Source organism: Pseudomonas sp. LTGT-11-2Z (assembly GCF_003691445.1).
In the GTDB taxonomy this organism is placed as follows: domain Bacteria; phylum Pseudomonadota; class Gammaproteobacteria; order Pseudomonadales; family Pseudomonadaceae; genus Aquipseudomonas; species Aquipseudomonas monteilii.
In genome coordinates this window covers 666,674-679,741 of sequence record NZ_CP033104.1, presented here as the reverse complement: position 1 = coordinate 679,741, position 13,068 = coordinate 666,674, and the positions used below count along the sequence as shown (strand labels likewise).

At 62.2% G+C, this 13,068-nt stretch carries 9 protein-coding genes; 4 read left to right on the top strand and 5 right to left on the bottom strand.

Translation table 11 applies throughout. The features are described from left to right. Positions 1-121: 121 nt before the first annotated feature. Together D8767_RS03085 and putP are read right to left on the bottom strand one after the other, a co-directional pair. Positions 122-958, bottom strand: a complete 837-nt coding sequence (locus D8767_RS03085) for a 23S rRNA (adenine(2030)-N(6))-methyltransferase RlmJ (protein WP_122048276.1) — start codon at positions 956-958, stop codon at positions 122-124. Between the two features lie 106 nt (positions 959-1,064). Beyond that, positions 1,065-2,543, bottom strand: coding sequence for a sodium/proline symporter PutP (gene putP / locus D8767_RS03080; RefSeq protein WP_016712365.1), 1,479 nt, complete (start codon positions 2,541-2,543; stop codon positions 1,065-1,067). A gap of 74 nt (positions 2,544-2,617) precedes the next feature. Here putP and D8767_RS28610 point away from each other — a divergent pair, with 74 nt between their 5' ends. From D8767_RS28610 to D8767_RS03070, 3 genes are all read left to right on the top strand, one after another. Then, positions 2,618-2,869 carry a hypothetical protein gene (locus tag D8767_RS28610; protein ID WP_141099571.1) on the top strand — a complete coding sequence of 84 codons (252 nt, stop codon included), beginning with the start codon at positions 2,618-2,620 and terminating at the stop codon, positions 2,867-2,869. 31 nt (positions 2,870-2,900) lie between these two features. Continuing rightward, positions 2,901-6,854 (top strand): trifunctional transcriptional regulator/proline dehydrogenase/L-glutamate gamma-semialdehyde dehydrogenase, encoded by a 3,954-nt coding sequence (putA, locus tag D8767_RS03075; RefSeq protein ID WP_122048275.1) that lies wholly within the window; start codon positions 2,901-2,903, stop codon positions 6,852-6,854. 440 nt (positions 6,855-7,294) lie between these two features. Next, the gene (locus D8767_RS03070) at positions 7,295-9,097 is read left to right on the top strand and encodes an acyl-CoA dehydrogenase (protein WP_016712367.1); all 1,803 of its coding nucleotides are present in this window, start codon (positions 7,295-7,297) and stop codon (positions 9,095-9,097) included. Between the two features lie 30 nt (positions 9,098-9,127). Here the strand turns inward: D8767_RS03070 and D8767_RS03065 are convergent, their stop codons facing one another. From D8767_RS03065 to D8767_RS03055, 3 genes are read right to left on the bottom strand one after another with little or no spacing between them, the layout of a single operon-like run. Beyond that, the gene (locus D8767_RS03065; protein WP_016712368.1) at positions 9,128-10,051 is read right to left on the bottom strand and encodes a DMT family transporter; all 924 of its coding nucleotides are present in this window, start codon (positions 10,049-10,051) and stop codon (positions 9,128-9,130) included. Between the two features lie 2 nt (positions 10,052-10,053). Further along, complete coding sequence (locus tag D8767_RS03060) at positions 10,054-11,013, bottom strand: 2OG-Fe(II) oxygenase (protein ID WP_016712369.1); 960 nt, start codon at positions 11,011-11,013, stop codon at positions 10,054-10,056. A 23-nt stretch (positions 11,014-11,036) separates the two neighbouring features. Further along, positions 11,037-12,017, bottom strand: a complete 981-nt coding sequence (locus D8767_RS03055) for a hypothetical protein (protein WP_016712370.1) — start codon at positions 12,015-12,017, stop codon at positions 11,037-11,039. A gap of 125 nt (positions 12,018-12,142) precedes the next feature. On the opposite strand from D8767_RS03055, the gene D8767_RS03050 reads away from it, so the two are divergent. After that, on the top strand, positions 12,143-13,036 hold the full coding sequence (locus D8767_RS03050) for a LysR family transcriptional regulator (protein ID WP_016712371.1): 894 nt from the start codon (positions 12,143-12,145) through the stop codon (positions 13,034-13,036). Positions 13,037-13,068 lie beyond the last annotated feature (32 nt).

The window sequence follows — 13,068 nt, the reverse complement described above, 5'->3', positions numbered from 1 at the left end:
GAACTGCGCGGTCGTTGTGGGAGCGGGCTTGCCCCGCGAACACCGGCAAAGCCGGTGCCATACACCGCGTCGCCTGCTTCGCGGGACAAGCCCGCTCCCACAAGGGATAGGAGACAGCTGCTTACTCGGCGATCAACCAGTCCATACGGTAGCTGCCATCGGTCTGCGCCAACTCCTTGGCCAGCCAAGGCAGCAGCTCCTTGAGCTCTTCTTCCAGCCCCCACGGTGGATTGGCAATGGCCAGGCCAGAGCCATTGAGCCCCTGCGGGCTGTCCTGATGATGCACATACAGCTCGACCCGCAGCAGTTTCGGCGCACCGGTGCTGGTCAGGTCCTGGTAGTAGCGAGTCAGCGAGCGCTGGTCCTTGATCGGGTACCAGATGGCCGCAACAGTCTGGCGCATGCGGCCAATCGCCTCTTTCATGGCATTGGTGCAGCGCTTGAGCTCATCGGCCTGCTCGAACGGCGGGTCGATCAGCATGATCGCGCGCTTTTCCTGCACGGGCAGCAAGGCCCGCGGCACATGCCAGCCTTCGCCCAGGTGCACGACCACGCGCGGGTCTTTTTTCATGTTCTCTTTAAGCAGCGGCCCGTCTTCGGGGTGCTTCTCGTTGAGCAGGGCACGGTCTTGCTGGCGCATCAGGCGGCGGGCCAGCTCGGGCGAACCGGGGTAGTAGCGCAGCTCGCCGTCGGCGTTCAGGCGCTTGATGACGCGCAGGTAATCGGCAGCCATGGCTGGCAGATCCTCACGATTCCACAAGCGGGCAACGCCTTCCAGATACTCGCCGGTACGGGTTGCCTGGTCGCCTTGCAGGTCGTAAAGACCAAGCCCTGCGTGGGTATCGATGTAGGCGAACGGCTGCTCCTTGCGCGACATCAGGGCGATGAGGCGGGTCAGCACGATGTGTTTGAGGACGTCGGCGTGGTTGCCGGCGTGGAAGGCGTGACGATAGTTCATGGCAACTCCTGCGGGGGTGGCAAGTTTACCTTGCCTTGCAGGCGGAGTCAGGCCTTGCTGCTGATCGGTGGCGCCCGCGAAGCAGGCGCCCCCAATTCAACGGGTATTACTTGTCAGCGTGATAAGCCGCATCAGCGGTTTCGAAACGCTTGACCATCGACTGCGACGGGCTGCCCAGCTTGCTCACCAGCACAATGGCAATGCTGGCAAACAGGAAGCCCGGGATGATTTCGTACAGCCCGAGGGTGTCGAAGTTCTTCCACAGGATCACGGTCAGCGCACCCACCACGATACCGGCCAGCGCGCCGTTACGGGTCATGCCTTTCCACAGTACCGAAATCAGCACCACCGGGCCGAAGGCCGCACCGAAGCCAGCCCAGGCGTAAGCCACCAGGCCCAGCACGCGGTTTTCCGGGTTGGCGGCCATGGCGATGGCGATCAGCGCAACGGCCAGCACCATCAGGCGGCCGACCCACACCAGCTCACCCTGCGAAGCGTTCTTGCGCAGGAAGGCTTTGTAGAAGTCTTCGGTCAGGGCACTGGAGCACACCAGCAACTGGCAGCTCAGGGTGCTCATTACTGCCGCCAGAATGGCCGACAGCAGCACACCGGCAATCCATGGGTTGAACAGGATCTTGGCCAGCTCGATGAACACACGCTCGTGGTTTTCAGTTACCGGGCCCGCCAGGTCAGGGTGCGCCGAGAAGTAGGCAATGCCGAAGAAGCCCACGGCACAGGTACCGGCCAGGCACAGGATCATCCAGGTCATGGAGATACGGCGAGCGTTGGCAATCGACTTCACCGAGTCGGCAGCCATGAAGCGCGCCAGGATGTGCGGCTGGCCGAAATAGCCCAGCCCCCAGCCCATCAACGAGATGATACCGACGAAGGTCGCGCCCTTGAGCATGTCGAAGTTGGCCGGGTTCACCGCGTCGATGGCGGCGAAGGTGGTGTCGAAGCCACCGGTCGAGATCAGCACGATCACCGGGGTGAGGATGAGCGCGAAGATCATCAGCGACGCTTGCACGGTGTCGGTCCAGCTCACTGCCAGGAAGCCACCCACGAAGGTGTAGGCAATCGTCGCCGCAGCCCCCGCCCACAGGGCAGTTTCATACGACATGCCGAAGGTGCTTTCGAACAGGCGGGCACCGGCAACGATGCCAGAGGCGCAATAGATGGTGAAGAACACCAGGATGACGATGGCCGAGATGATCCGCAGCAGGCCGCTGTTGTCTTCGAAGCGGCTGGAGAAGTAATCCGGCAGGGTGAGTGCATCACCGTTGTGCTCGGTCTGCACGCGCAGGCGGCCGGCGACGAACAGCCAGTTCAGGTAGGCGCCGACGGTAAGACCGATGGCGATCCAGGCCTCGGAAAGACCAGAGAAGTAGATGGCGCCCGGCAGGCCCATGAGCAGCCAGCCGCTCATGTCGGAAGCGCCAGCGGAAAGCGCGGTCACCACGCTGCCCAGGCTACGACCGCCGAGGATATAGTCGGAAAGGTTGTTGGTGGAGCGATAGGCAGCGAAGCCGATCAGCACCATTGCCGCGATGTAGATCACGAAGGTGATCGTTAGTGGGTTGCCCATACGTGTGCCCTGGCGTTTGTTTTTATCTCATGCGCAACCGCAGCCATGGCGGTTGCACCCAGGCGGCGAATGCTATGCAACAACGCAAAGCGGGTGCAACCCTTTTTCATTTGCAAGTTGCACCTGCCGGTGCATTTTCCGATAAAGCTGCTTTTTTGCTCCTTTTTGGCGCATCAAGCCGTTTTTTCAGAATAAAAAGCACCGAAAACGACCCTTTCCATCGTGTGGAAATGACTGTCAGACGAGTTGCACCTTTTACACAAAAAATTCGGGTTGCACCTGGTTGCACCCGAATTGTCCTACAGATACTCTTGACGCCAGCTTAGGCCACAACCGTGGCAATAACGAGGATAAGAAATGGCGACTACCACCCTTGGGGTCAAACTCGACGACCCGACCCGTGAGCGACTCAAAGCAGCTGCGCAGTCCATTGACCGCACGCCGCACTGGTTGATCAAGCAAGCGATCTTCAATTACCTGGAGAAGCTCGAGGGTGGTGCCACCCTGACCGAACTCAACGGTCATGTCAGCAACCTGGCCGACGACGCCGGCGAAGTCCAGGCTGACCACAGCCACCAGTGCTTCCTCGAATTCGCCGAGAGCATCCTGCCGCAGTCGGTGCTGCGTTCGGCAATCACTGCCGCCTACCGCCGCCCCGAGCAGGAAGTGGTGCCAATGCTGCTGGAGCAGGCGCGCCTGAGCGCCCCGCTGGCAGAGGCCACCAACAAGCTGGCCGCCGGCATCGCTGAAAAACTGCGCAACCAGAAGAGCGCTGGTGGCCGTGCCGGCATCGTCCAGGGCCTGCTGCAGGAATTCTCGCTGTCGTCCCAGGAAGGCGTGGCGCTGATGTGCCTGGCCGAAGCCTTGCTGCGCATCCCCGACAAGGGCACCCGCGACGCGCTGATCCGCGACAAGATCAGCACCGGCAACTGGCAGCCGCACCTGGGCAACAGCCCATCGCTGTTCGTCAACGCCGCCACCTGGGGCCTGCTGCTGACCGGCAAGCTGGTCAGCACCCACAACGAATCCGGCCTGACCTCCTCGCTCACCCGCATTATTGGTAAAAGCGGCGAGCCGATGATCCGCAAGGGCGTCGACATGGCCATGCGCCTGATGGGCGAGCAGTTCGTGACCGGTGAAACCATTGCCGAAGCCCTGGCCAACGCCAGCCGCTTCGAAGCCAAAGGTTTCCGCTATTCCTACGACATGCTCGGCGAAGCGGCACTGACCGAGCACGACGCACAGAAGTACCTGGCGTCCTACGAGCAGGCCATCCACTCGATCGGCAAGGCCTCCCATGGCCGCGGCATCTATGAAGGCCCGGGCATCTCCATCAAGCTGTCGGCGCTGCACCCGCGCTACAGCCGCGCCCAGTACGAGCGCGTGATGGAAGAGCTGTACCCGCGCCTGCTGTCGCTGACCCAGCTGGCCAAGCAGTACGACATCGGCCTGAACATCGACGCCGAAGAGGCCGACCGCCTGGAGCTATCGCTCGACCTGCTCGAGCGCCTGTGCTTCGAACCGTCACTGGCCGGCTGGAACGGTATCGGCTTTGTTATCCAGGCCTACCAGAAGCGTTGCCCGTACGTGATCGACTACGTCATCGACCTGGCCAAGCGCAGCCGCCACCGCCTGATGATCCGCCTGGTAAAAGGCGCCTACTGGGACAGCGAGATCAAGCGCGCCCAGGTCGAAGGCCTGGAAGGCTACCCGGTCTACACCCGCAAGGTGTACACCGACGTGTCCTACGTGGCCTGCGCCCGCAAGCTGCTGGCCGTGCCAGAAGCCATCTACCCGCAGTTCGCCACCCACAACGCCCACACCCTGTCGGCCATTTACCACAATGCCGGGCAGAACTATTACCCGGGCCAGTACGAGTTCCAGTGCCTGCACGGCATGGGCGAGCCACTGTACGAGCAAGTGGTCGGCAAGGTTGCCGACGGCAAGCTGAACCGCCCGTGCCGCGTGTATGCACCGGTCGGCACCCACGAAACACTGCTGGCCTACCTGGTACGCCGCCTGCTGGAAAACGGCGCCAACACCTCGTTCGTCAACCGCATCGCCGACCACTCGATTTCCATTCAGGAACTGGTTGCCGACCCGGTCGCCAGCATCGAGCGCATGGGCACCCAGGAAGGCAGCATCGGCCTGCCGCACCCGCGTATCCCGCTGCCGCGTGAACTGTATGGCAGCGAGCGCGCCAACTCGGCCGGTATCGACATGGCCAACGAACACCGCCTGGCGTCGCTGTCCTGCGCCATGCTGGCCACCGCCCACAACGACTGGAAAGCCGCCCCGCTGCTGGCCTGCGCGGCCAGCCAAGGTGCCGCCGCACCGGTACTGAACCCGGCAGACCACCGCGACGTGGTGGGCCATGTACAGGAAGCTACCGTCGCCGATGTCGACAACGCCATCCAGTGCGCGCTGAATGCTGCACCGATCTGGCAGGCCACCCCGCCCGCCGAGCGCGCCGCCATTCTGGAGCGCACCGCCGACCTGATGGAGGCCGAAATCCAGCCGCTGATGGGCCTGCTCATCCGCGAAGCGGGCAAAACCTTCGCCAACGCCATCGCCGAAGTGCGTGAAGCCGTGGACTTCCTGCGTTACTACGCGGTACAAGCCCGCAACGACTTCAGCAACGACGCCCACCGCCCTCTGGGCCCAGTGGTATGCATCAGCCCGTGGAACTTCCCGCTGGCGATCTTCACGGGCCAGGTGGCCGCTGCCCTGGCGGCCGGTAACCCGGTGCTGGCCAAACCAGCCGAGCAAACCCCGCTGATCGCAGCCCAGGCCGTGCGCCTGCTGCTGGAAGCCGGCATCCCTGAAGGCGTGCTGCAACTGCTGCCAGGCCGCGGCGAAACCGTTGGTGCCGGCTTGGTAGGTGATGAGCGCGTCAAAGGTGTGATGTTCACGGGCTCCACCGAAGTGGCCCGCCTGCTGCAACGTAACGTCGCCGGCCGCCTGGACAACCAGGGCCGACCGATCCCGCTGATCGCCGAAACCGGTGGCCAGAACGCCATGATCGTCGACTCCTCGGCACTGACCGAGCAGGTGGTGATCGACGTGGTGTCCTCGGCCTTCGACAGTGCCGGCCAGCGTTGCTCGGCCCTGCGCGTGCTGTGCCTGCAGGAAGACTCCGCCGACCGCGTGATCGAAATGCTCAAGGGCGCCATGGCCGAAAGCCGCCTGGGCTGCCCGGACCGCCTGGCCGTGGACATTGGCCCGGTGATCGACGCCGAAGCCAAGGCCGGCATCGAGAAGCACATCCAGGGCATGCGCGAGAAAGGCCGCTCGGTCTATCAAGTGGCAATCGCCGATGCCGCCGAGATCAAGCGCGGCACCTTCGTGATGCCAACCCTGATCGAACTGGAAAGCTTCGACGAGCTGAAGCGCGAAATCTTCGGCCCGGTGCTGCACGTGGTGCGCTACAACCGTCGCAACCTGGACCAACTGATCGAGCAGATCAACAATTCCGGATACGGCCTGACCCTCGGCGTGCACACCCGCATCGACGAGACCATCGCCAAAGTCGTGGAAACCGCCAACGCCGGCAACATGTACGTCAACCGCAACATCGTCGGTGCGGTGGTAGGTGTTCAGCCATTCGGTGGTGAAGGCCTGTCTGGTACCGGCCCGAAAGCCGGCGGCCCGCTGTACTTGTACCGCCTGCTGTCGACCCGCCCGGCCGACGCGATTGGCCGCCACTTCCAGCATCAAGATGGCGAAGGCAAGCCGGACCGCACCCTGCACGATCAGCTGATCAAGCCGCTGCACAGCCTGAAGGCCTGGGCAGAAAACAACCAGCTGGCCGACCTGGCCGCGCTGTGCAGCCAGTTCGCCAGCCAGTCGCAGAGCGGTATCGCCCGCCTGCTGCCAGGCCCGACCGGCGAGCGCAACAGCTATACCATCCTGCCGCGCGAGCACGTGCTGTGCCTGGCCGACAACGAGGCCGACCTGCTGGCCCAGTTCGCGGCCGTGCTGGCGGTGGGCAGCTCGGCGGTATGGGCTGACGGCGAACCTGGCAAGGCGCTGCGCCAGCGCCTGCCACGCGAGCTGCAGGCCAAGGTGAAGCTGGTTTCGGACTGGAACAAGGATGAAGTGGCGTTCGACGCTGTGATCCACCATGGCGACTCTGACCAACTGCGCGGCGTTTGCCAGCAGGTGGCCAAACGCGCCGGGGCGATCGTGGGTGTGCACGGGCTGTCCAGCGGGGATCACCAGATTGCGCTGGAGCGCTTGGTGATCGAGCGGGCGGTGAGTGTAAACACTGCTGCTGCGGGCGGTAATGCCAGCTTGATGACCATTGGCTGAGGCTGAGGGTTGTTGATAAAGGAGAGCTTCGGCTCTCCTTTTTTATGGGCGCATGGTTTGAGATGTTCAGCGCCTATGATACCGAGCGCCGCCCGCGCGGCGCATCGCGAGCTGCGCTCGCTCCTACGTTTGTTTCAGGCCAATTATTCCTGCGGGATTTGCGCGCGAACGCTTTGGTGCATGACACGATATCGCATCGCACAAACCAGGCGGTCGCGCGCCTCTGGCACAGGCATGACTGGCCCGAAACAAACGTAGGAGCGAGCGCAGCTCGCGATGCGCCGCGCGGGCGGCGCTCGATCGCGCAGGCGCCAAAAAACAAAAGACAAGCGCCTAAATGCCCCAACCCCTTTCTAAACCCATATCACCCAAACCTATTAACCTGTCCCCACCCCGACCTCGCCCCTACACTCGCAGCATCCCGCCTCAGGACCGCCACCATGCCCGAGACCCTGCTCAGCCGCCGCAACCTCGCCTTCGAACTCTATGAAGTCCTCGACGCCGAAGCCCTCACTCAGCGCCCGCGCTTCGCCGAGCACAACCGCGAAACCTTCGACGCCGCGCTAACCACCGCCCGCACCATCGCCGAAAAGTACTTCGCCCCGCACAACCGCAAGGCCGACGAGAACGAGCCGCGCTATGTGGACGGCCGGGCCGAACTGATCCCGGAGGTGAAGCCCGCGGTCGATGCCTTCCTCGAAGCCGGCTTCCTCAACGCTAACCGCGATTTCGAAGCCGGCGGCATGCAGCTGCCCAGCCTGGTCTCACAAGCCTGCTTCGCCCACTTCCAGGCCGCCAACGCCGGCACCACGGCCTACCCGTTCCTGACCATGGGCGCAGCCAACCTGATCGAGAGTTTCGGTAACGACGAGCAAAAGCGCCTGTTCCTGCAGCCGATGATCGAGGGCCGCTATTTCGGCACCATGGCGCTGACCGAGCCCCACGCCGGCTCATCGCTGGCCGACATCCGCACCCGCGCCGAACCTGCCGGCGACGGCAGCTACCGGCTCAAGGGCAACAAGATCTTCATCTCCGGCGGCGATCACGAACTGTCCGACAACATCGTGCACATGGTGCTGGCCAAACTGCCGGACGCCCCGCCTGGGGTGAAAGGCATCTCGCTGTTCATCGTGCCGAAATACCTGGTGAACCAGAACGGCAGCCGTGGCCCACGCAATGATGTGCTGCTGGCCGGGTTGTTCCACAAGATGGGCTGGCGCGGCACCACCTCTACCGCGCTGAACTTCGGTGACAACGGCGAGTGCGTCGGCTACCTGGTCGGCCAACCGCACCAAGGCCTGGCCTGCATGTTCCAGATGATGAACGAGGCACGCATCGGCGTCGGCATGGGCGCGGTGATGCTCGGTTACGCCGGTTACTTGTACTCGCTGGAATACGCCCGCCAGCGGCCGCAGGGTCGACTGCCGGATAACAAAGACCCGCACAGCCCGGCGGTGCCGATCATCGAACACAGTGATGTGAAACGCATGCTGCTGGCGCAGAAGGCCTACGTCGAAGGCGCCTTCGACCTGGGCCTGTACGCCGCTCGCCTGTTCGACGACACCCAGACCGCCAGCGAAGAAAGCACTCGCAAGCAGGCTCAGGAGCTGCTCGACCTGCTGACCCCTATCGTCAAATCCTGGCCCTCGGCCTTCTGCCTCAAGGCCAACGAACTGGCCATCCAGATTCTCGGCGGCCACGGCTATACCCGCGAATACCCGGTAGAACAGTACTACCGCGACAACCGCCTGAACCCGATCCACGAAGGCACCGAAGGCATCCAGTCGCTCGACCTGCTCGGCCGCAAGCTGGCGCAGAACAATGGCGCCGGCCTCAAGCAACTGATCCGCCTGATCGCCGGTACGGCCGAGCGCGCCAGCCATCACCCGAACCTCGACCCGCTACGCCAGCCGCTGGAGCAATTGGTCAACCGACTGCAAAGCGTGACCCTTGCCCTGCTCAGCGACCTGGCTCAGGGCAAAGTTTCTGGTGCCTTGGCCAACTCGGCCCTGTACCTCAAGGCGTTCGGCCACTGCGTGATCGGCTGGCGTTGGCTGGAACAGGCCATTCACGCCGAGCTTGGCCTGCTCAAGGGCAACGCCAGCGACCGCGACTTCTACCTCGGCAAGCTGCAAGCGGCCCGTTATTTCCTGACCTGGGAAGTACCGGGCTGCCATCATGAGCTGGCATTGCTAGAGGCACGCGACGACACCTGCCTCGCGATGCAAGACGCCTGGTTCTAGGAGCGCATTGCGCGCCTTCATGCACGGTGCCTATCTCTCCACTGCATGTGCAGGCGAAGTCACCCTGCGCGGGCTACGCGCAATGGCGATTCCCGCAGCGACCACTGCGACGCCTGCATAGGTTGTCCAGTGGATCGCGTCCCCGAACATCAGTGCTGCCCATAGCAAGGTCACTGGCGGCTCCAGATAGACCAGTGCCGAAACGCGAGTCGCCGACAGTTTTGTGAGCAGTATCCACAGGCTCAAGTAGGCGATGAACGTCGAGAATAAGGTCAGCCATGCAACAGCCGCCCAGACTTGCGTGCTGGCAGGAACCTCGATCAGGCCCAGCGGCAAGCCTGTGGCTGCCAGCAGTACCAACGTCGTGGTTGACTGCAAAAATAGCGGCATCAACAAGCCGTCCTTGCTGTGGTCGGTCGCCAGTACCGATTGCCGCCGCTGATAAAGTGTGGCAATGGACAACGTGACGGCGGCGATCAGCGGCAGAGCGTATAGCCAAAGCTCAAGCCGGGTCGTGGACAGGCTGTACTCTCCCAGCACGACCACACTTACGCCCGCGAACCCGACCCCAAGCCCCAGCCACTCCTGCCGACCGCTGCGCTCATGCTGGTCCTTGCGGCTCATCGATGCCGTTATCAGTGGCTGCAGGGCGCAAATAATGGCAGCGATCCCGGCCGGTAGCCCACCTCGAATAGCGATGTAAACACTCACCAGGTAGGCGAACTGGGCCAAAAAGCCGATCACGGCGTTGTAGCGTATTTGTGCCCACGACAATGCCCCCAGTCGATGCGCGACAATGGGCAACAGGCAGATGCTGACCAGCAGAAAGCGCCAGAAGAGCAGGCTGATCGCACCCGCGTCCTCTGTACCCAGCCGGGCGCCAATGAAGCCCGAACTCCAGGACAGGACAAAAATGGCTTGCAGCAGGATCAGGTAGAGCACACTGCTTGGCATACTCACGCCCCTATGGGATGCAATTCCTCGAACGTAATCGGCTCAATGCCGATACGCGCATAGTGCCGGGCAGCCGGCCGGTGCAGTGCCCAGCGTAACCCCAGCCAATTCGGCAGGGTCGCGGGAATGCCGTCGTCAGAAGCCAGGTGCCAGAAACGGTTGGAGTCGTCACTGAACCAGGGACAATGGAACGACAACACCAGTGACATGCGTCGCCCGCTGAGTACCGGGCGAACACCGTGAAATAATCGGCTGCCGTAGATGAACAAGGCATCACCAGGCGCGTCCAGGCGTGCAGTTTCGAAGGTGCGGTAATCCAGGGCATCAAAGGTATCGACTGTACCGTTGTGGAACAGGAACTCGCCGCCGCTGTAATCGGAAGGCCCCGACAGCACGATGTTGAGCACATAATTGGTGCCGTCCGTGTGCCACATGCCCAGTTGCTGCTGTTGCTCCGCTGGCTTGGGATAGAAATAGTTGATCTGCGAGCGGGCGTTGAGCATGGGGTAAGGCACCAGCGGCACGCCCGCAATGCGCGACACGGCCAACAGGAATGCGCGACTGCACATCATGTCGTTGATGAACGACGACAGCGCGGTAACCCCTCGCGTGCGCCGGGAAATGATCCATTCACTGTCGCCAGCGGCTTCCTCCAGGCGTGTGCAGATGCCTTGCAAGGCCGCAACACCTTCAGGTGTGAACAGCCGATGGACAACCGCTACCCCAGTGATGGTATCGACCGAAATTTTGGCGTGCGGGCTGCGGGTATAGCCCAGCTCTCCCAGTGTTCGGGTATCGGCGATGGTGGCGCCTTGGGGCCAGAGCAGATCGTCCCGCCAGGCAACCTCCTCGCCGAGGCATATCGACGAAGGTCGCGGCGCGCGCTTCAGCGTTGACTTGAGCGCCAGCTTCACACGGCCAACGCCGCGCTCGAACAAAGGTAAGGTGTCTGAGTGGTTCATGATGAGTCTGTCCCTGTAAGCCGCTACTGGAGGTACTTCGCGATTTGATAGCGCACCGAGCCGTCGCCACTGGCAAATTCGTCCATCACGCTGCAGTTGCAGTGCTGTGCCCTGATGCGACGGAACTGTTCGGGCGTGTACTTGAGGCAGATATTGGTCAGCAGATACCCATGTTGATGTAGGCGCTGAACAGGCTGCAGGGTCACAGCCACATGGATCGACTCACCCAGAATTCGCAACGGCACGAGCATGGCTTCATGCGGCCCCGACGGTGTGAAGCCTTGTTGAAGCGCAACCATTCGGGAGAACTGCAGCATGTTGGGGTTGGCGTAGAACCCAAGGATGGGCTGTTCCAACCCTTCCTCGTACACCTGCATTTCCGAAAGAATGTAGGTCGTTTCACCTGCAAGACTACGGATCAGCCTTCCCGTGCTCACCGGCAACTCGTTACCCTCCTGAAAGCCCAGCAGGGTGATCAGGGTAAGCTCCTGGTCGTGACGTAAATCGTCATGGGTGACCGTGCGGTAGTCGGCGGCGATGTAGTTGAAGCTCCCGTCGCCCTGCACTATCGGCCGCACCGCATCACTCATCGCGGGCTCCGAAGTCTGGTTGATATCGATGGCGGTGTAGCGAATGGAGCTGGAAGTCTCGGCCATTCGCTTCAGCAGGCAAGCGCTCTTGATCGGCTCAGGGCCCAACTCGACATAGTGCACCCTGCGCCCATTGCCAAGTGCTGCCAGGCGGTCGGCAACATTGCTAATGACGCTTTTGAGCGCCCCCTGTCCTTGTGCGTCGGCACACAGCCCCTCCTGCCCCACACCCTGTTCATTCAAGGCCCGCATCAGCAGAAATATCTCGTGGTTAAAACGATGATCGCTTTGCGGCCCAAGCTCAGGCTGAGACAGGGTCGAGTACTTCTCGTGGTTCTCGACCGTCCATAGCCGAGCGTTCTGGTACGAAGGGGTATGCACAAGTGCATCTACAACGAAGTCGTTCAGGCTCATCCGTATCATTCCATTGCATTTTCGGGAGGTAGGCGTGCTTTGACCTCACAGTAAGAGGGGGTATAAAGCCTGTACAGTTGAATAAATCGAAGCGCTGGTTCGATCCGGCTAAATCAGGTGGCGCAATGGGCAAAGGCCTCGACATCAACGTACTGAGAACCTTCCAGGCAGTAGCGCGGCTGGGCCGCTTCAAGGATGCAGCCGACTACGTCCACCGCAGCCCTTCGGCGGTAACCACACAAATCCAGAAGCTGGAAGAAAAGGTCGGGCAACAACTGTTTGCCCGCAGCAACCAATCGGTGGAGCTGACCCCGGCAGGCCGGCACTTGCTGGGCGAGGCAACACGTTTTCTGATGGCGCATGACAGGTTGCTGGCTACGCTGTCACCGCAGCAGATCACCGGAAAAGTGCGCCTGGGTGTGCCCGACGGCTATGCCGCCAACCTCATGAGCGACTTCTTGCCGGTGTTTGTTGCCAGTAACCCGAAACTGGAACTGGAGGCCGTGGCACGGTCCAGTGCCGAGCTCATCGACCTGTTTGCCCGACAGCGGCTGGACCTGGCAGTGGCGGTCAGCAGTGAAGACTGGCAGCAAGGTGAATGGATACGATCGACTCAGCCTCGCTGGGCCGCCGCCCCGGGGTTCAATCATGATGCCAGCCGCCCCTTGCCACTGGCTCTGCAGTTGAAAGGCTGCCCGTACAGAGAGGCGGCCTTGCAGGCACTGAAAGCCCAAGGCATCGCGTACCGCATCCTGCTGGAAAGCGCCAACTGGCATGCCGTGCTGGCCTGCATGAGGAGTGGCCTGGCCGTTGGCATCGTCGAAGGGCTGGATAACGCCGACCCATCGCTCACTTACGTGGAGGGCATGGGCTTGCCCGACCTCGCCGAGCATCACGTCTACCTGCTGACGGACACCTCTCACCATGTCGCGCTGCATTTGAACGGAATGTTGAAAGCCGCCATCCAGAAAGAAGGGGTGGCAACGCCCGACCATTTCCCGCCGCGCGTTATTTCCTGACCTGGAAAGTACCGGGCTGCCATAATGAGCTG